This is a genomic window from Billgrantia sp. Q4P2 (assembly GCF_052806135.1).
On the sequence record NZ_JBRBAI010000010.1, the window covers coordinates 13,025 to 31,191 of the forward strand.

At 66.4% G+C, this 18,167-nt stretch carries 17 protein-coding genes; 13 read left to right on the forward strand and 4 right to left on the reverse strand.

Translation table 11 applies throughout. The features are described 5' to 3' along the window. The first annotated feature begins 18 nt into the window (after positions 1 to 18). The 4 genes from ACUY1T_RS16605 to ACUY1T_RS16620 are packed head-to-tail and all read left to right on the forward strand — an operon-like array spanning position 19 to position 3,675. A complete protein-coding gene (locus tag ACUY1T_RS16605; RefSeq protein WP_446024687.1) occupies positions 19 to 990 on the forward strand; it encodes an ABC transporter substrate-binding protein in 972 nt (323 codons plus the stop codon). Then, positions 984 to 1,988, forward strand: coding sequence for a FecCD family ABC transporter permease (locus tag ACUY1T_RS16610; RefSeq protein WP_446024688.1), 1,005 nt, complete (start codon positions 984 to 986; stop codon positions 1,986 to 1,988). The genes ACUY1T_RS16605 and ACUY1T_RS16610 overlap by 7 nt, the downstream gene beginning before the upstream one ends. Continuing rightward, complete coding sequence (locus tag ACUY1T_RS16615; protein WP_446024689.1) at positions 1,985 to 3,019, forward strand: FecCD family ABC transporter permease; 1,035 nt, start codon at positions 1,985 to 1,987, stop codon at positions 3,017 to 3,019. The genes ACUY1T_RS16610 and ACUY1T_RS16615 overlap by 4 nt, the downstream gene beginning before the upstream one ends. A 32-nt stretch (positions 3,020 to 3,051) precedes the next feature. Then, on the forward strand, positions 3,052 to 3,675 hold the full coding sequence (locus ACUY1T_RS16620) for an RraA family protein (protein ID WP_446024690.1): 624 nt from the start codon (positions 3,052 to 3,054) through the stop codon (positions 3,673 to 3,675). A 76-nt stretch (positions 3,676 to 3,751) separates the two neighbouring features. On the opposite strand, the gene ACUY1T_RS16625 is transcribed toward ACUY1T_RS16620, so the two are convergent. Further along, on the reverse strand, positions 3,752 to 5,896 hold the full coding sequence (locus ACUY1T_RS16625) for a TonB-dependent receptor (protein WP_446024691.1): 2,145 nt from the start codon (positions 5,894 to 5,896) through the stop codon (positions 3,752 to 3,754). Positions 5,897 to 6,186: 290 nt separating this feature from the next. On the opposite strand from ACUY1T_RS16625, the gene ACUY1T_RS16630 reads away from it, so the two are divergent. From ACUY1T_RS16630 to ACUY1T_RS16655, 6 genes are read left to right on the forward strand one after another with little or no spacing between them, the layout of a single operon-like run. Beyond that, positions 6,187 to 6,960 carry a DUF3450 domain-containing protein gene (locus ACUY1T_RS16630; protein WP_446024692.1) on the forward strand — a complete coding sequence of 258 codons (774 nt, stop codon included), beginning with the start codon at positions 6,187 to 6,189 and terminating at the stop codon, positions 6,958 to 6,960. Next, positions 6,957 to 8,330 (forward strand): MotA/TolQ/ExbB proton channel family protein, encoded by a 1,374-nt coding sequence (locus ACUY1T_RS16635; RefSeq protein ID WP_446024693.1) that lies wholly within the window; start codon positions 6,957 to 6,959, stop codon positions 8,328 to 8,330. The genes ACUY1T_RS16630 and ACUY1T_RS16635 overlap by 4 nt, the downstream gene beginning before the upstream one ends. Next, positions 8,314 to 8,847, forward strand: coding sequence for a MotA/TolQ/ExbB proton channel family protein (locus ACUY1T_RS16640; protein WP_446024694.1), 534 nt, complete (start codon positions 8,314 to 8,316; stop codon positions 8,845 to 8,847). Before ACUY1T_RS16635 ends, ACUY1T_RS16640 begins: the two co-directional genes overlap by 17 nt. Next, positions 8,840 to 9,247, forward strand: a complete 408-nt coding sequence (locus tag ACUY1T_RS16645; protein WP_434233614.1) for an ExbD/TolR family protein — start codon at positions 8,840 to 8,842, stop codon at positions 9,245 to 9,247. The genes ACUY1T_RS16640 and ACUY1T_RS16645 overlap by 8 nt, the downstream gene beginning before the upstream one ends. After that, positions 9,244 to 10,005: an energy transducer TonB gene (locus tag ACUY1T_RS16650; RefSeq protein ID WP_446024695.1), complete on the forward strand. Its 762-nt coding sequence runs from the start codon at positions 9,244 to 9,246 to the stop codon at positions 10,003 to 10,005. Before ACUY1T_RS16645 ends, ACUY1T_RS16650 begins: the two co-directional genes overlap by 4 nt. Positions 10,006 to 10,009: 4 nt before the next feature. Further along, complete coding sequence (locus ACUY1T_RS16655) at positions 10,010 to 11,089, forward strand: hypothetical protein (protein ID WP_446024696.1); 1,080 nt, start codon at positions 10,010 to 10,012, stop codon at positions 11,087 to 11,089. A 36-nt stretch (positions 11,090 to 11,125) separates the two neighbouring features. Here ACUY1T_RS16655 and xthA read toward each other — a convergent pair whose 3' ends face one another. After that, the gene (gene xthA / locus ACUY1T_RS16660) at positions 11,126 to 11,956 is read right to left on the reverse strand and encodes an exodeoxyribonuclease III (protein ID WP_446024839.1); all 831 of its coding nucleotides are present in this window, start codon (positions 11,954 to 11,956) and stop codon (positions 11,126 to 11,128) included. Then, positions 11,956 to 12,204 carry a hypothetical protein gene (locus ACUY1T_RS16665; RefSeq protein ID WP_446024697.1) on the reverse strand — a complete coding sequence of 83 codons (249 nt, stop codon included), beginning with the start codon at positions 12,202 to 12,204 and terminating at the stop codon, positions 11,956 to 11,958. The genes xthA and ACUY1T_RS16665 overlap by 1 nt, the downstream gene beginning before the upstream one ends. A gap of 226 nt (positions 12,205 to 12,430) precedes the next feature. On the opposite strand from ACUY1T_RS16665, the gene rhlB reads away from it, so the two are divergent. Beyond that, positions 12,431 to 13,705 (forward strand): ATP-dependent RNA helicase RhlB, encoded by a 1,275-nt coding sequence (gene rhlB, locus ACUY1T_RS16670; RefSeq protein ID WP_446024698.1) that lies wholly within the window; start codon positions 12,431 to 12,433, stop codon positions 13,703 to 13,705. Positions 13,706 to 13,885: 180 nt separating this feature from the next. Next, positions 13,886 to 16,021: an ATP-dependent DNA helicase DinG gene (dinG, locus tag ACUY1T_RS16675; protein ID WP_446024699.1), complete on the forward strand. Its 2,136-nt coding sequence runs from the start codon at positions 13,886 to 13,888 to the stop codon at positions 16,019 to 16,021. 60 nt (positions 16,022 to 16,081) lie between these two features. Here dinG and ACUY1T_RS16680 read toward each other — a convergent pair whose 3' ends face one another. Beyond that, positions 16,082 to 17,158 (reverse strand): 3-deoxy-7-phosphoheptulonate synthase, encoded by a 1,077-nt coding sequence (locus ACUY1T_RS16680; RefSeq protein ID WP_446024700.1) that lies wholly within the window; start codon positions 17,156 to 17,158, stop codon positions 16,082 to 16,084. Between the two features lie 297 nt (positions 17,159 to 17,455). On the opposite strand from ACUY1T_RS16680, the gene rpoE reads away from it, so the two are divergent. Next, complete coding sequence (gene rpoE / locus ACUY1T_RS16685; protein ID WP_446024701.1) at positions 17,456 to 18,061, forward strand: RNA polymerase sigma factor RpoE; 606 nt, start codon at positions 17,456 to 17,458, stop codon at positions 18,059 to 18,061. Positions 18,062 to 18,167: the final 106 nt, after the last annotated feature.

Genomic DNA, 18,167 nt, shown 5'->3' on the forward strand with positions numbered 1-18,167 from the left:
CGAATTCTGGAATAACGAATGATTCTCATGCACTTCTTGCCCACCTGTCGTCGCTTCACCGCCTTGATGCTGCTGTCGATCTGTCTGACCCTGGCGGCCCATGCCGAGGCGACGCGCAGCGTCGGACACGCCCTCGGTGAGGCACGCATCGAGGGCCAGCCCCAGCGCATCGTGACGCTCTACCAGGGTGCTACGGACAGCGCGCTGGCGCTGGGACTCGAACCGGTCGGGGTAGTCGAGTCGTGGCTCGAGCGGCCCATGTATCGCTACCTGCGCGACGAGCTGCCCGCGGACGTGCGCTACCTGGGGCTGGAGACCCAGCCGGACCTGGAGGCGGTGGCGGGGCTTGCGCCCGAGCTGATCGTGGGGGCCCGCTATCGCCATGCCGGGGTCTATCCGCTGCTGTCGCGTATCGCTCCCACGCTGATCGCCGATACCGCCCATGACTTCGAGGCCATGCTCGAGCTGATGGGCGGGGCAACCGGTCGTGAGGACGAAGCCCAGGCGCTGCTTGCCGACTGGCGGGCGCGCGTGGCCGACTTTCGCTGCCGTGCCGAGGCGCACCTGGGTGATGCCTGGCCTCAGCGGGTTTCGGTGGTGAGCTTCCGTGGTGACCACGCGCGCCTCTACTACGACGGCTTTGCCCGGCACACCCTCGACCAGTTGGGATTTCTGCGCCCGGAAGGGCAGCAGGGCAACGGCTGGGGTATCAAGCTGGTCAGCCGCGAAACCCTGCCGGCCCTGGATGCCGACGCCATCTTCGTGTTCATGAGTGACGATGCGGCGGTAGTCGAGCTGCATCGCGAGTGGACGGCTCACCCACTGTGGCGGCGCCTGGAGGCGGTCCAGCGGGAGCGTGTCTATTACGTCGACCCGGTGATATGGAACATGGGCGCCGGCATCCTGGCCGCCCATCGGCTGCTGGACGAACTCTACGATCACTACGAGCTGCATGACGCCGGGCGCCAAGGGGAGGGTGGGATATGTTGACCACCCCCACGACGAGACTGCTTGGATTGATGGTGGGGGCGCTGCTGACGCTTGCCGCCGGCCTTGCCAGCCTGGCGCTGGGCGCCACCGCGATCGCGCCGACCACCCTGGTGGAGGCCTTTCTCGCGCCCGACCCGGGGTCGGTGCAGCACCTGATCCTGCGTACCGAGCGCCTCCCTCGCGCGCTGATCGCCGCCGTGGTGGGCGCCAGCCTGGCGGTGGCCGGCGCCCTGATGCAGACCCTGACACGCAACGCCCTGGCGGCGCCGAGCATTCTCGGTATCAACGCCGGCGCCATGTGCTTCGTGGTGGTGGCGAGCAGCCTCTTCGCCCTGCGTTCGCCCTTGGCGCTGGCCTGGGTGGCCTTTCTCGGCGCCCTGGTGGCGGCACTGCTGGTCGCGCTGCTGGGGCGCGGGCGGGACGGTGGTTTCTCTCCGGTGCGGGTGGTGCTGGGCGGGGTGGCGGTCACGGCCCTGTTCGTCTCGCTGGCCCAAGGGCTCCTGATCGTCGATCAGGAGGGCTTCGAGAGCCTGCTGCTGTGGCTGGCGGGCTCGGTGGCGGGGCGCAGCCTGGAGATGATGACGCCGCTGCTGCCATTCTTCGTGGTCGCCGCCGGCGTCTGTCTGCTGCTGGTGCGCCAACTCGACCTGCTGGTGCTGGACGACGAGGTGGTCAAGGGATTGGGTCAGCGTACCGGCCGGGTCAGGTTGCTGGCGGGGGCGGCGGTCATCGTGCTGGCGGGAAGTTCGGTGGCGCTGGCCGGCATGATCGGTTTCGTCGGGCTGATCGTACCGCACATGGTGCGCGCCCTGTTCGGTCGCGATCATCGCTGGGTGCTGCCCGGCTGTGTCCTGCTCGGTGCCGGCCTGCTGTTGGCGGCCGATACCCTGGCCCGCTTCCTCATGCCGCCCCAGGAGGTACCGGTGGGGGTGATGACGGCGCTGCTTGGCACACCGTTCTTCCTCTATCTGGCTCGCCGCCGGAGCCTGGCCTCATGAGCCATCCCGTTGTCGTACGCACTGCCGATGGGCGGTTCTCCCTGCGCTTGGAGCGCCGCACCCTGGCGGTGACGCTGCTGCTGACCCTGTTACTCGCGGCTAGTGCCCTGGCCTCGCTGAGCCTGGGCAGCCAGGCCACGCCGCCTGGGGCGGTGCTGGAGGCGCTGCTGTTTCCCGGGCGCAGCGACATCGCCCTGATCGTCCACGAGATCCGCCTGCCCCGAATCGTATTGGCGATTCTCGTCGGTGCCTGCCTGGGCGTGGCCGGATTGTTGCTGCAGGGCTTGGTGCGCAACCCCCTGGCGTCGCCGGATGTGATCGGCATTACCGGTGGCGCCTCGCTGGCGGCGGTCGGCTTCCTGGCGCTGGGCGGGGCGGCACTGGGCGAAGCCTGGCTGCCCTTGGTGGCGCTGGGCGGCGCACTGCTGGTGGCATTGGCCATCATCGCCTTGGCCGGGCGCAGCGTGACCCCGGCACGCTTGGTACTGATCGGCATCGGCATTGCCGCTGCGCTCGGTGCGGGTACCACGCTGGTGCTGGTGCTGAGCACCGATACCACGGCGATGCAGGCCTATGTATGGCTGACCGGAAGTCTCTATGCCGCTCAGTGGCGGGAAGTGGCGGGGCTCGTCCCCTGGGCGCTGGTGGGCTTGCCCCTGGCACTGGTGCTGGCGCGACGCCTGGATGTCCTGGCGCTGGGCGACGAGCTGGTCGTTGGGCTCGGCACGGCGCTGCAGGGCAGTCGTCTGGCCCTGCTGCTGCTGGCCGTGGCGTTGGCCGGCGCAGCGGTGGCGTTTGCCGGCGGGCTGAGCTTCGTCGGCCTGCTTGCCCCGCATATCGCGCGGCGGCTGGCGGTACGAGGCCATACCGGCCTGGTACCGGTAACAGCACTGGTCGGCGCGCTGATCGTGCTGTATGCCGACCTGCTGGGGCGAATCGCCTTCCTGCCCCGGGACCTGCCGGCAGGCATCTTCGTCGCCGGTATCGGCGCACCGTTCTTCGTCTATCTGCTCTACCGCTGGCGCAGCTGAGCGTCAGTGGACGACGGCTAGGAGTCTTGTACATGTTCGATATCCGTCCCCGGGTGAGGGGCATTTCGCCCGAGCTGCTGGCCCGCTACCGCGAAGTGGCGACTTCCACCCTGGGCCACTTCACCGACATCGGCGCCATCACCGACCTCACGCCGCTGCGCCGTCCCACGCGGCTGCTGGGCAGTGCCTTGACGGTGCGCATCCCGCACCTCGATGGCAGCGTGATCCGTCAGGCGTTGGAAATGGTCGAACCCGGGGACGTACTGGTGATCGACGTCGCCGGCGACGAGCGGCGCGCCTGCTGGGGCGAGATGCGTACCTACGCGGCCCTGCGCAAGGGCCTGGCCGGTGTGGTGACCTCGGGACGGGTGACCGATACGGCCGAACTCGTACGGCTGGGGCTGCCCATTTACTCGCGTGGACCAAGCCCGCTGACTACTCGATCCCTGAAGCTGGAGGGCGAGGTCAACGTGGCGGTGGCCATCGATGGGGTGACGATTGCGCCGGGCGACCTGATCGTCGGCGATGATGATGGCCTCTACGCGCTGACGCCCGAGCGCGCCGAAACGGTGCTGGCGGCCGTACTCGACAAGCAGGCGCAGGAAGCGGCGCGCCGGCGGGAAGTCATGGCTTCGAATCCCGAGTGGTGGCGCTGAGAGGTGTCGCAAGCATGAAAAAACGGCGCCCGCAGGCGCCGTCAGCAGTAAGCCAGGTCCGTGTCAGGACGAGGATTCAGAAGTCCAACTGGTAGCCGAGGGTAAAGGTGCGGCCGCGACCGGCGAAGTACTGATCGTCTCCGGGGCGGGCGGTCTGTGAGTAGTAGGTGATGTATTCCCGATCGGTAAGGTTCTCGACGCCCAGGGAGAGACGGCCTACGGGCAACTGGTAGCCGAGCGAGGCATCGACCAGGGTATAGCCGTCGAAGCGCTGCAGGTCGGGATTTTCCTGATCGTTGAAGCTTCGATCGAAGAAGTGGCTCGCCTGGAGGTGGGTCGAGAGATCGTCGCTCCAACTGGCATTCCAGCCCAGGGTGAGTCGCTCGGGGGCGATATTGAGACCGCTCAGCTCGGTATCGACCCGCCCGTCGCCGGTGGTGTCGGACTTGCCCCGGTTGCGCGCATAGGCAACGCGCAGGCCATGAGCGTCGGTCACGTCGAGTTCGCCCGCGAGTTCCACGCCACGAATCTCGGTCTTCTCCCGGCTGCCCACGAACACTCCGCTGTCGTCCTGGATGAGTCGTTCGCCAAGGTCGGAGTCAGACTCGTAGTAGCTCAGCTCCAGGCGGGCACGCCCCCAGTCGAAGCGGGTACCGACCTCCCGGTTGTCGGTGATGATGGGGCTCAGCTCCAGCAGCGTATCGATCGACTGTCCTTCGCTATTGACGGCGCGTAGTACCCGGCCCACGTCGGGCATGCCGAAGCCTTCGGAGTAGTTGGCGAACAGCTGAGCCCAGTCGGTGGCCTGGTAGACCAGCCCGAAGTTGTACAACGTCTCGTCGAAGCTCGGCTTGCCGCCTTCCACGGTCACGCCATCCTGTCGGACATCGTTACGGTCGAGGGTCTGGTAGGTATCGACATCGAGCTGGGCATGCTCGTAGCGAACGCCGGCATGCAGCGTCAACGGCTCGAAGACCTGCAATGAGCCCTGCAGGAAGGCCGCGGCATTGCGGAACTGGGTCTCGGGCACATAGCTGCGATCGGTCTGCACCAGCCGCTGCTGGGTGTCGTCCTGCAGCAGGTCGATGCCGGTGGCCAGCGACACGCGGTCGTCGAACAGGTCACTACGGCTCAGGGTGAACTTGGCGCCCAGCTTGTCGGACTCGTTACGGCTCTGGTCGAGCCGGTCGTTGCCCTGAGCGTCCTGATAAGGGAAGGCGGAGGGATGCGAGCCGAACTGGGCGCGAAAACGCTGGTGGTACACTTTGGCATCCAGCTCGTTGCCGAACCAGTCGCCGTGCCGGTAGGTAAGCTGCGCAGTGGTGGATTCGTTGTAGGAAGCCTCTCCATCCGGTGTGCCACGCTCGGCGCTGGTCGGAATCCCGTTCGCCCGGTTTCCCACTACCGGCACGTAGTCGTTGTCACCCTCCAGCTCGAAGCGGTTGAGGGAGAACTCCAGGCTCTGGTCATCGTCGATCCAGTAGCCGAGTTTGGCAAAGAGATCGTAGCTGGTCGAATCCTGGATCTCGCCCTGGATGGGATCGATGCCGATGTTGCGTCCACTGCCATCGCGGAAGATGCCTTGCTCCTGACGCGTAATACCGCCGAGGAAATCCCAATCGCCCCGCTGGGCACTGAGGCGGTAGCCCAGCCGGTGGCCAAGGCCCTCGGAGTCGAGCTTGTCGTCGAAGGTAATCTGGCTCGAGACGTGATGATTGACGCCACCGCCCTCGGCGCGCTTGGTCACGAAGTTGATGATACCGCCGGTGGCCCCCAGGCCGTGCTCGGCGCTGGCGCCGTGAATCACCTCGATGCGTTCGACCATGTCGAGGTCGATGGTGTAGCTCTCGCGGGCGCTGTCGCGAATGGGAGTGGATTGCGGCACGCCATCGATCATGTAGAGCGGGGCGCGGCCGCGAAACGTCTCGCCGGAACTGGTCATCTTCTGGCGACTGGGCGAATAGCCTGGGATAAGGTTACCCAGGATCTGTCCGCGGTCGCGGGTAACGGCAAGCTGCTGTTCGATTTGCTCGCGGGTGATGACGGTGACCTTCTGTGGCGTTTCGCCGGCGTGGCTGCGGTTGCGGGTCGCGGTCACCACCAGCGGTGAGAGATTGGACGAAGCGGCGGTCTCGTCATTGACCTGGGCGAAGGCCAATCCCGGCAGGGTGGAGCCAAGCATCACCGGCGCCAGCCAGGCGATATGCGTCTTGTGGATCATGGAAGGTTTATTCCCTTGCTTGTGTTGGGCTATCGAGTCGTCTCAGCGCAGTTCAGGCAGAGCCATGTTCAAGCGTGGCAACGATAATAGTTTGCATTTGATTTTTCAAACGCAAGTGAATGCTATATCGCCAGTGGTAATAATGGGGCGTGGCGAACCCAACGAAGTCCGGTGGCATGGCGATGCACCGATTTCATTGATAACGGTTATCATTTATGGCATCGTCTTGCCCTGCCCGTGTGGGCAGAGCATTGTTTGTTCACTGAGTCGTTTTTGCCGGGAGTCCGCACGTGAGAACGTTTCGCCGTCCATGCCTCTGGGTAGGCATCCTCTGGCTGGGCCTGGTCGTCTCGGCGTCCGCCGACCCCGCGCTGCAGCAGGAGGCGAGAGAGGCGCAGCGCAGCCAGGCCGAGCTGCAGGCACGCATCGACGCTGCCGATGACGAGACGCGTGCCATGCTCGAAGAACTGCGCGAGCTGGAGCGTGTCGAGCGTCGCCTGACGCGCGAGAACGCCGAGCTCGCCCCGCGCCTAGAGCGCCAGGCCGAGACCCTCGATCGCCGCGAGATGGCGCTGGATACGCTGGAGGAAACCCGTGAGGCCCTGCCAGAACTTCAGGAACGCCTGATCGAACGGCTTGCGCAGTGGGTCGACAATGATATGCCGTTCCTGCGCGAGGAGCGCCAGGCACGGGTCGCCAGCCTGCGCTCCCAAGCCGGCGAACTCTCCACTGTCGAACGCTGGGAGCGTATCGTCGAAGCCTGGCGCACCGAGCTGGAGTACGGGCGTAAAGTCGATGCCTGGCGCGGCTATCTCGGTGAAGGAGATTCGCGCCGCGAGGTGGACTTCCTGCGCCTGGGGCGCGTGGGCTTCTACTATCTCACTCCGGACGGAAGAGCCGGGCGCGTGTGGCAGGCCGATACGGGCAGCTGGGCACCCCTTGACGAAGTTCAGCGTCGCGAGGTGCGCAACGGCCTGCGCATCGCCCGTGATCGCCGTGCGCCCGAACTGCTCACGCTGCCCATCTCGCAGCCGCTGGAACGGGCCGGGGAGGGCGACGCATGAGAGCGCGACGTTACTTTATCGGTGTGACCATTGCCGCGCTCTTGGCGGTGCCGGTCATGGCCCAGGCTCAGTCCGAGCCGCTGAATACCTTGCGCGCTGAACGCGAAGCCGCCGAGGCCCGCGACCGGGCACGGCTGGCCGAGCTGATCGAAGACCGCGACGCCCTGGAGGCCGCTCTGGAGGAGGCCCGTGCCGCCCACGAACAGGCCGAAACCCGCCACGCCGAATTGCAGGCCGAGGCGCAGGCGCTGAATGAGCGCCAGGCCGAACTCGAGGAGCGCCAGCAGGAACAGGGGGACGACCTCGAAGCCGTATTGGCTTCGCTGGCCCGCCATAGCGGTGAGCTGCGCGACACCCTGGCCGATAGCTGGTTGGTGATGCAGGGTGACAGCTTGCCTCCGCGGCTGGATGAGGCCGAGGTTCTCGAACTCGGACACTTGGAAGCGTTCGCTGACCGCTTGATGGCCCTGACCGTCGATACGGGAAGGGTGCTCCGATTCGAGGCGCCGGTAGCGTCGACCAGCGGCGAGCTTGCCCCGCGTGAGGTCGTGCGGCTGGGCGATTTCACCGCCTTCACCGAGGGCCACCTGCTGCGCCGCGGTGCCGATGACGAGACCTTGGCGATGGTCGAGCGCACGCCGCGCGAGGTGGCCACCAGCCTGGCCTCCTTCCATGCCGGTGAGTCCCGCTCGCTGGCGCTCGACCCCACCCGCGGCCAGGTCATTTCGGCACTGGCCCAGCGCCCGAGCCTGATCGAGCGCTTCCATCAGGGCGGGGCGGTTGGCTATGTGGTGGTCGGACTGGGCGCCATTGGCCTGCTGGTCGCCCTGCTGCAGTACACCTACCTGCTGCGCGTCAGCCTGGCCATGCGTCGCCAAATACGTGATCTCGCCACGCTGCGCCAGGACAACCCGCTCGGGCGAGTGCTGCTGCGCTTCCGGGCGCTGCACGACGACCCTGTGCCGGAAGCGCTGGAGGCTCGCCTCGACGAGGCCGTGCTGGCCGAGTTGCCGCGTCTCGAGCGCGGCCAGCCGCTGGTCAAGCTGCTGGCCGCGGTGGCGCCGCTGCTGGGGCTGCTGGGTACCGTGACCGGCATGATCGTGACCTTCCAGGCGATTACCGTGTTCGGCACCGGCGACCCGCAGATGATGGCGGGCGGCATCAGCCAGGCGCTGGTAACCACGGTGCTGGGTCTCATCACCGCCGTGCCGCTGCTGTTCGCCCATACCGCGCTTGCCGGTCGCAGTCGCCACCTGGCGGGCCTGGTCGAGGGGCAGGCCAGTGCGGCGCTGGCCGAGCAGCTCGAGCACCGCTCGCATGGGCTCGATGGCGTCACCGGGAGCGCGCGTCGCGATGCCGCTATGGTTTGAACCGCTCGAGCGCCTGGTCGAGGCGGGCGGCTCGGTACTGGTAGTGATCGCCCTGGTGGCGATGCTGCTGTTCAGCCTGGCGCTGGAGCGAGTGTGGTATTTCCGCCTCACTTATCGCCGGGCCAGGCGTGCCCTGATCGAGCGCTGGGCGGCGCGCCAGGACCACCTGAGCTGGAGCGCGTTGACCCTGCGCAAGGCCTGGGCGCGCGAGCTGATCGGGCGGCTGCGCCGCCCGCTGCCGTGGCTCAAGTTGCTGGTAGCGCTGTGCCCGCTGCTCGGCTTGCTGGGGACCGTGACCGGCATGATCGCCGTCTTCGACAGCCTGGCGATGACCGATACCAGCCAGGCCCGGGCCATGGCCGATGGCGTGGCGCGGGCCACCCTGCCGACCCTGGCCGGCATGGCGGTGGCGGTGGTGGGGCTGCTTTTCACCAGCCGCCTCGAGCACATCATTCGACGCGAGGACCAGCGGCTGCATGACCGCCTGGCCCGTGCCGTGGAGGATAACGATGCGTAGACGCCGCCTTGGCGCCGACGATGGCGAAGCCAGCGAAGTCAACCTGACGCCGATGCTGGACGTCGTCTTCATCATGCTGATTTTCTTCATCGTCACCACCAGCTTCATCAAGGAAAGCGGGGTAGAGATCGAACGCCCCGAATCCAGCGCCGCTTCGCCGCGGCCCGACGCCCAGGTGATGGTCGCCATCACGCCGGAAGGCGCCGTGTGGGTCGATGGTCGCGCGGTGGATCTGCACCGTGTCGGCGGCGAGGTTGCCGGGCTGGTGAGCGAGGATGGCTCGGTGGTGATCCAGGCCGATCGCGAATCCACCACCGGCCTGCTGATCGAAGTGATGGACCGCATCCGCGAGGCCGGCGTGGAGCAGGTGGCGGTCGCCGCCAGCCGGAGCCGGCCGTGATACGCATCCCCTTCTCCTCGCTGGGCGGGGTGGCCCTGGCGCTGCTGCTGTTCTGGCTGCTGGCGCTGCTGGTAACGCCGCCGGAGGAGGAGTTCGACGTCCTCGATGTCAGCATGACCATGAACATGGTCGAGGCCCCGGAGCCGGTGCAGGAAGAAATGGCCGAGCCCAGTGCCGAGCGGCCGCCACCCCCGGCGGAAGCGACGCCGCCGCCCCAGCCGGAGCCGCTGCCGCCGCTGGAGAGTTCCATCACGATGCCGGAACCCGAGCTTCCGCCGGAGCCGATGGAGCCGCTGGAATTCGACGCCAGCCTGCCCGAGCTCGCCGAGGTGCAGCCTCAGCCGCCGCCTGAGCCAACCCCGCAGCCGTCACCTCAACCCGAGCCAGCATCCGAACCGACAGCCGAGCCTAGCTCGTCGCCGACGCCGTCGAGCGCCGCGCCCGCACCAGGACCGGCGGCCGAGGAAGCCGCATCTGCAGAGCAGGGGCCGGTGGACGTCGGCGAGATCGCGCCGACCAGCCGTGTGCCACCGGAGTATCCGTCGCGCGCCCAGCGGCGCGGCCTCGAGGGGCACGTGGAACTGCAGTTCCTGATTCGCCCCGATGGCAGTGTCGATCGTTCGTCGATCCGTGTGCTCGAGTCGCAGCCGCGCAATGTCTTCGACTCGGCCGCCGAACAGGCCGTGGCGCGCTGGCAGTTCGCACCGGCTAATGGGGTACGTCGCGCTCGCCAGCGCCTCGAGTTCCAGTTGAGGTGATGCCATGCCACTTCGTGCCGTGATTCGTCTAATCGCCTGTGCCAGCCTGCTGGTAGCCGCCTCTGCCGCGGCCGATCCGCCGACGCTTCCCGGCGACATCATTGCCGACCTGGAGCGTCTGCAGCGTCAGTTGCAGCAGGGCGAGCATGACAGCGTGGGCGAGCGGGCCCGTACACAGGCACGGCGTTTCGAAGGCGGTAATGCCGCCGATCGCTGGGCCAGCGCGCTCTATCATCAGCTGGCGGCCGGCGCCGAGGCCGGGGCGGGGCGTCATGAAGCCGCTGCCGAGCATTTGCGCCAGGCCCGAAGAACGCAGGAGGCCCCGCAACATCAGCGCGAACGTTGGCTGCGCGAAGAGGCGCGCCTGCGCCTGGCGGCGGGGCAGACCGAAGAGGCGGTGACGCTGTGGCTCGATTGGCACCAGCGGCATACGGGGAGTGTCGACGATCGCTGGCGCCTGGCCCGCGCCCTGGCGGAACTGGAGCGCTGGGACGAGGCGGCTGGCTGGGTCGAACGTGCCCTGGCCGACGACCCATCCCCGGACGAGCGCCGGCAGGCGCTGGCGTCCGCCGTGTTCCAGCGCGCCGGGCAGAGCGAGGAGGCCCTGGCTAGCCTGGAAGCCGCACTGAGCGCGCAGGCTGAGCCCGAGGCATGGCGGCGTGCCGCAGCGCTGGCCCATGGGCTCGGCGAGGCCGAGCGAGCCGCGGTGATCTGGGAAGCCGGCTGGCGGCTGGGGGTGCTGGCGGGCGAGGAGGATTTGCGCCAGCGCATCGAGCTGCACCTGGCTGCCGGCACCCCGGCCCGGGCGGCCGAATACCTGCAAGCGGCGCTGGCCGACGCGGCGTTGCCCGATACCCTGGCCAACCGCCGCCTGCTCGCCCGTGGCTGGGAGGAGGCCCGCGACCGTGAGCGGGCGCTGGACGCCTGGCGCACGGTCGCCGAACGAAGCGATAGCGGCAAGGACTGGCAGCGCCTTGGGCTGTTGGCCCACGCCTGGGGGCGGCTTGAGCTGGCTCAGGAAGCCATGCAGCAGGCCGCTGCGCATGGCGCTGAAGTCGATCCTCGCTGGTTGACCAACCGCTAGTCTTCCAACCGCTAGGTAAAGCTGGTCGTCAATCGTTCAGAGGTCGAACTCGGTCCATACCGGGGCGTGATCCGAGGGGCGCTCCATGCCGCGCAGGTCGTAATCGATGCCGGCTTCGCGAACTCGCTCGGCCAGCGCTGCCGTGACCAGGATGTAATCGATGCGCAGGCCGCGCCTGGGCTCGCGTTCGAAACCGCGGGAGCGGTAGTCGAACCAGCTGAAGCGGTCGTTCACGTCGGGATGGCGCACCCGATAGCTGTCGCTGAGCCCCCATGCCTTGAGCGTGCCCAGCCACTCCCGCTCGATGGGCTGAAAGCTGGTCTTGCCCTCACGCAGCCAGCGCTTGCGACTGGCCTCGCCGATGCCGATATCGATGTCTTCGGGGGAGATATTGAAATCCCCCATCACCACCAGCCGCTCGTCGGGGCGATGCTGCTCGCGCAATAGCTGAATCAACTGAGCGTAGAACTCGCGCTTGTTGGGAAACTTGGTGGGGTGATCGACATTCTCGCCCTGGGGAAAGTAGCCGTTCCAGACAGTCAGCGCTTCGCCGTCGGCGGTACGCAGGCGTGCGCCGATCAGCCGACGCTGCGACTCCTCGCCGTCGCCGGGCAGGCCGAAGAAGACTTCCTCCGGCCCGCTGGGGCAGAGTGTCTTGTGGCACAGCAGGGCGACACCGTAGTGCCCCTTCTGGCCGTGAAAATGGACGTGATAGCCCATGGCTTCGACCGCCTCGCGGGGAAACTCGTCGTCATGCACCTTGGTTTCCTGCAGGCCGATCACCAGCGGCTGGTGGGTGGCAATCAGCGCTTCGAGCTGGTGCATCCGGGCGCGCAGCCCATTGATGTTGAACGAGACCAGGCGTATCACTCGTCGCGCTCCTCGCTAGACGTTGTGTCGGGTTCGGGATGAATGGCGATGCTGGCGCCCTGTTCCTGGCGGGCCAGCTTGCGCGCTGCCTGCAGCTTGCGCTGCTGGCGTTTCTTCTGGGTGAAGCGGCGCGACGAAACCACCTGGTCGGGGTTCTCGTGGCGCCACTTCTTGTAGTCCTTGCGCTTGCCGGTGCGGATGGTCACCTTGTCGGCCAGCGAGCGTGTCTTCTTGCGGCGTGTCATCAGGCCTGGCTCCATGGGTGTCGAGTGGCGGCAAAGCGTCATTCTACCAGCCCAATGCAAGAGGCGCGCCCTCGACGCCATAGGCTGGTACAATATGCGGCTGTACGAAGTTCAGGAAACGCTGAACGAATCGACGAGCGAGTTGAAGCGCAACGCAGCGATTCGGTCGCGCAAGCATTCGTGCAGTGTTTTCTTCATCCATTGCTACGGACGTGATACATAGCCTATGAGCGAGTCGGAACAGACCACAGCCCCGGCCGAGAACCGCAAGCCCAAGCGCCGTCGTCGCAAGCCGCGCCGCCGCCAGTCGAACTGGGATCTGCGCCAGTTTCAGGTGCCTGCCGTGGCGGGCAAGTGGCGCTTTCACGACTTTGATCTGCCCCTGCCGCTGATGCGCGCCATTCATGCCCTGGGCTTCGAGTACTGCACGCCGATCCAGGCCGAGGCGCTGGCCCATACCCTGCTGGGTGGCGACGTGGTCGGCAAGGCCCAGACCGGCACCGGCAAGACCGCCGCCTTCCTGATCTCGATACTGGCCTACTTCCTCGAGGAAGAGGCGCCCGATGGCCAAAAGCCCGGCGCACCGCGCGCGCTGATCGTGGCGCCGACCCGTGAGCTGGCCCTGCAGATCGAGAAGGATGCCAAGGCCTTGGCGCGCTTCACCGACCTCAACGTGGCCAGTGTCGTCGGCGGCATGGACTACCAGAAGCAGCGTGAACACCTGGGCAAGACGGTGGACATCCTGGTGGCCACGCCCGGACGCCTGCTCGACTTCCACGAGAAGCGCGACGTCGATCTCACCCAGGTCGAGGTATTGGTGCTCGACGAGGCCGACCGTATGCTGTCGATGGGCTTCATCCCCGACGTCAAGCGCATCATTCGCCACACGCCGAAGAAGGAGGAGCGCCAGACCTTCCTGTTCTCGGCCACCTTCTCCCATGACATCCTCAACCTGGCCAGCCAGTGGACCCACCAGCCGACCCACGTCGAGATCGAGGTCACGGTGGACAACAAGGCCAACATCGATCAGCGCGTCTACATGGTCAGCGACGACGACAAGGCGCGCCTGCTGGTCAACCTGCTCAAGCAGGAGAGCTTCGACCGGGTGATGGTGTTCGGCAATCGTCGCGACCTGGTGCGCAAGCTCGAGGGCCTGCTGAAGAAGGCCGGCATCAACGTGGCCATGCTCTCCGGCGACGTGCCGCAGAACCAGCGCATCAAGACCCTGGAGCTGTTCCGCGAGGGCGAGGTGCAGGTGCTGGTGGCCACCGACGTGGCCGGCCGCGGCATCCATATCGAGGACGTCAGCCACGTGATCAACTACACCCTGCCCGAGGACCCGGAGGACTACGTCCACCGCATCGGCCGTACCGGTCGTGCCGGGGCTGCCGGGGTGTCGATCAGTTTCGTCGGTGAGGAGGATGCCTTCTCGCTGCCGGAAATCGAGCGCTACATCCAGGACAAGTTGCCCTGCGTGCATCCGCCCGAAGGATTGCTGTAAAGCCTGCTGCCCTCGCCGAGAGGGTGCCGGGGACAGGTGGAAGAGGAGGTCTTTTGCCATGGATGGCAAAAGTAGCGCCCAAGGAAGGGTTCACAGCGCCTCCTCGGAAACCTGTCGACGGCGCCGAAGCCACCACCGCCAGGCGTTCCCCAGACAGTAAGTTCTCTAGAGAGTGAGGCCATGCTTGACGAGGCCCTCAAGGGCGAGATACAGGCCGCCTACCGCCGCGTGCTGGAGGCCCAGGGACTGACGCCTCGCTATGGCCAACGGCTGATGATCGCCGAGATTGCTCGTACCCTGGGCGCCATCGAGGCCGACGACGCCGGCCGGCGGGTCTCCGACGAGCATGTCTGCGTACTCGAAGCGGGCACCGGCACCGGCAAGACCCTGGCCTACCTGCTGGCGGCGCTGCCCGTGGCCAAGGCCAAGGGCAAGCGGCTGGTGATTGCCACCGCCACCATCGCCCTGCAGGAGCAGGTGCTGCTGCAGGACCTGCCGACCCTCAAGGCCCACAGCGGCCTCGATTTCGACTACGCCCTGGCCAAGGGGCGTGGGCGCTACCTGTGTCTGACGCGCCTGGAGCAAGCCCTCGATGGCGTCGAGGGCAACCCCACCCTGTCGCTGTTCGAGCAGAGCCTGGCGCAGGGGGGCGGCGACCACTTCCAGGCCTTGGTGCAGGAGATGGCCGACGCCTACGGCAGCGGCCGCTGGGAGGGTGACCGCGAGAGCTGGCCCGATTCGATCGAGGACGGCGACTGGCGGCGCCTGACCATCGACCATCGCCAGTGCACCAACCGCCGCTGCGGCCACTTCGCCGCCTGCGCCTTCTTCCGTGCCCGTCGCGACCTCGAAAGTGCCGATATCATCGTCGCCAACCATGACCTGGTGCTGGCCGACCTGTCGCTGGGTGGCGGCGTGGTGCTACCGCCGCCCGGCGATTGCATCTACGTCTTCGACGAAGGCCACCACCTGCCGGACAAGGCGCTGAACCACTTCGCTCATCGTGTGGGCGTGAACGGTACGTTGCGCTGGCTGGGCAATCTCAAGAAGTCGCTGACCGAACTTCATCAGGCGCTGGCGATACAGCCGACCCTGGCACGGCTGCTGGCCGGCTTGCCGGAAACCATCGCCGCGCTGGAGCCGCGCCTGGGTGAGGCCTTCTCACTGGGGCATCAGTTGGCCGGTCGCCACCACGGGCTGGAGGAGGGCGAAGAGAACCATCAATATCGCTTCCCCATGGGGCAGCTGCCCGATGCCTTGCGCGAGCATGCCGGTACCCTGCTGGTGGCTTTCGCCGAGCTTTCACGCACGCTCGAGACCATGAGCGACATCCTGCGCGAGAGCCTCGATCCCGACAAGCACACCGGACTCGAGCGCGAGCAGGCCGAGGCCTGGCTGCCGCTGCTGGCGCTATTGCATGGCCGGGCGCTGGAGGCGCATGGCCTGTGGGAGGCCTACGCCGAACCGGATATCGAGGGCGAGGCGCCACGGGCGCGCTGGCTGACACTGGAGCGCTTCGGTGCCGACCCCGAGCTGACCTTTTCGGCAAGCCCTGTGTCAGCCGCGCCGACCCTGGCCAAGAGCCTGTGGGGCAGCTGCTTCGGTGCCGTCGTGACCTCGGCCACGCTCACTGCGCTGGGGCGATTCGAGCGCCTGCAGGAGCGCGCCGGGCTGGCCAACCGCTACCGCTACCAGCGTCTGCCGAGCCCCTTCGACTATTCCCGTGCGGTACTCAGCGTGCCGCGCACGGCCGTGGACCCCAGCGACCGCGAGGCCCACGAGCGAGCCATCGTCGACTTCGTCGCAGCGCTCGGTGACAAGGAGGCGGTGCTGATGCTGTTCTCGTCGCGGGCTCAGCTGCGGGCGGTGGAGAAAGCGCTACCGTCGAAGTGGCGCGAGCGGGTGCTGGCCCAGGACCGCCTGCCCAAGCGCGAGCTGATCGAGCGTCACCGTGCCCGTGTGGACGCCGGGGAGGGCAGCGTGATCTTCGGTCTGGCGAGCTTCGCCGAGGGTATCGACCTGCCCGGCGACTACCTGACCCATGTGGTCATTACCCGGCTGCCGTTTGCCGTGCCCGACGACCCGGTGGGGGCGACGCTGGCCGAGTGGATAGAGAGCCGGGGCGGAAACCCTTTCATGCGCATCAGCGTTCCCGATGCCTCGATCAAGCTGGTCCAGGCCTGTGGGCGGTTGATCCGCAAGGAGGCCGACCAGGGGCGCATCACGCTGCTCGACCGGCGCGTGCTCACCCGGCGCTATGGCCAGGCGCTGCTCGATGCCCTGCCGCCGTTCGTGAGAGAGATCGACGGCGTATAGTGGAGCGTAAAAAGAAGGCCCGCGATCGCGGGCCTACGGTGGCAGTCGAGCCTTGCGGCTTCAGTCCTGGCGTCGCTCGGCCAGTACCGTGCTGAGCTTCTGCGCCATTCGGGTCATGCTTTCCTCGGTGGTCGGCCAGTCGATGCAGGCGTCGGTGACGGAAATGCCATATTGCATCTGGCTATGATCGTCGAGGATCTTCTGGCTGCCCCAGCCGATGTTGGACTCGACCATCAACCCCATGATCGAACGGTTGCCTTCGAGGATCTGGTTGGTGACGTTGTCCAGCACCAGCGGCTGCAGCGCCGGGTCCTTGTTGGAGTTGGCGTGAGAGCAGTCGATCATGATGTTGGGCTTGATGCCGGCCTTCTTCAGCTCCTGCTCGGCCAGTGCCACACTGACGCTATCGTAGTTGGGCTTGCCGTTGCCGCCACGCAGCACCACGTGGGCGTAGGCATTGCCGCGGGTGCGGATGATTGCCACCTGGCCGCTCTGGTTGATGCCGAGGAAGTTGTGCGGGTGCGAGACCGATTGAAGGGCATTGATCGCCACGTCGAGACTGCCGTCGGTACCGTTCTTGAAGCCCACGGGGCTGGAGAGGCCCGAGGACATCTCACGGTGGGTCTGGGACTCGGTGGTGCGAGCACCGATCGCCGACCAGCTGATGCAGTCCTGCAGATACTGGGGCGAGATCGGGTCCAGCGCCTCGGTGGCCAGCGGCAGGCCGAGTTCCGAAAGCTCCACCAGCAGCTTGCGAGCGATGTGCAGGCCTTCCTCGATCTCGAAGGAGCCGTTGAGGTGCGGGTCGTTGATCAGGCCTTTCCAGCCGACCGTGGTGCGCGGCTTTTCGAAGTAGACTCGCATCACGATGTAGAGGCTGTCCTTCACTTCATCGGCCAGGCGGCGCAGGCGGCGCGCGTAGTCCAGGGCAGCTTCGACGTCGTGGATCGAGCAGGGGCCGACCACCACCAGCAAGCGCGGATCGGTACCGTCGAGTATGTTCTGGATGGTCCGGCGTCCCTCGATCACCGTTCTCTCGGCGACTTCGCCGAGGGGGATTTCGTTCTTGAGGGCTTCGGGGGTGATCAGTACGTCCTGGGACAGGACGTTGAGGTTGCTGACCTGCTGATCTGACATGTTGCTACCTGTGTCGTGGTGCGTTGATGGCAAGAGGATGAACTACTATACACCCGCCGAGGAAGAAATCAGCAATCGCAACGGAACCCGACGGCCCCGGGATTGTCACAGCGCGGGCGGCATGGCAGCGGCTTGATGCGCGGCCAAGAAACAGGAACACTTGTCGAAACGGACGGCGACGTCCAGGGACATACAGCGGCCAATGGGCTCCAGGTTGATACCATGCATGCAGACTACCTAACGACGTATTTCTCGCTCGTCCCGTTTCAGGGTAACGCCCTGCCGGGGAGAGCGTGAATGGGTAACCGGGAAACCGACCAACAGCTCGTGGAGCGTGCGCAGAAGGGCGATACGCGAGCTTTCGATCTGCTGGTCAAGAAATACCAGCACAAGATCATCGGGCTGATTGGACGCTACATACAGGACCACGCCGAAGTGCAGGACGTGGCCCAGGAAGCCTTCATCAAGGCCTATCGGGCGCTCGGCAAGTTTCGTGCCGAGAGTGCCTTCTATACCTGGATGTACCGCATCGCCATCAACACGGCGAAGAATCACCTGGTGTCGAAGGGCCGGCGGCCTCCCGGTAGCGACCTCGACATCGCCGATGCCGAGATTCTCGACCACAGCGGTCGTCTGGCCGACATCGAGACGCCCGAATCGTCGCTGGCTCGGGACCAGCTGGAAGCGGCCGTATTCGAGGCGATCGAGAACCTGCCCGACGACCTGCGCACGGCGATAACCCTGCGCGAACTCGACGGGCTTTCCTATGAGGACATTGCCAATATCATGCAGTGTCCGGTGGGCACGGTTCGTTCGCGAATCTTCCGTGCCCGCGAGGCGGTGGACCAACACATTCAGCCGCTGGTGACTACGGCGCGAACACGGGAATCGATGACGGAGTGAAGTTTTCGACAATGTTTTTGCTTCGACGCTGAACTGTCTCGCGTCGATGACGTCTGAAGCATTGACTGCTGTATGACAGTGGCAACATGGGCTGTCGGCATTCCGG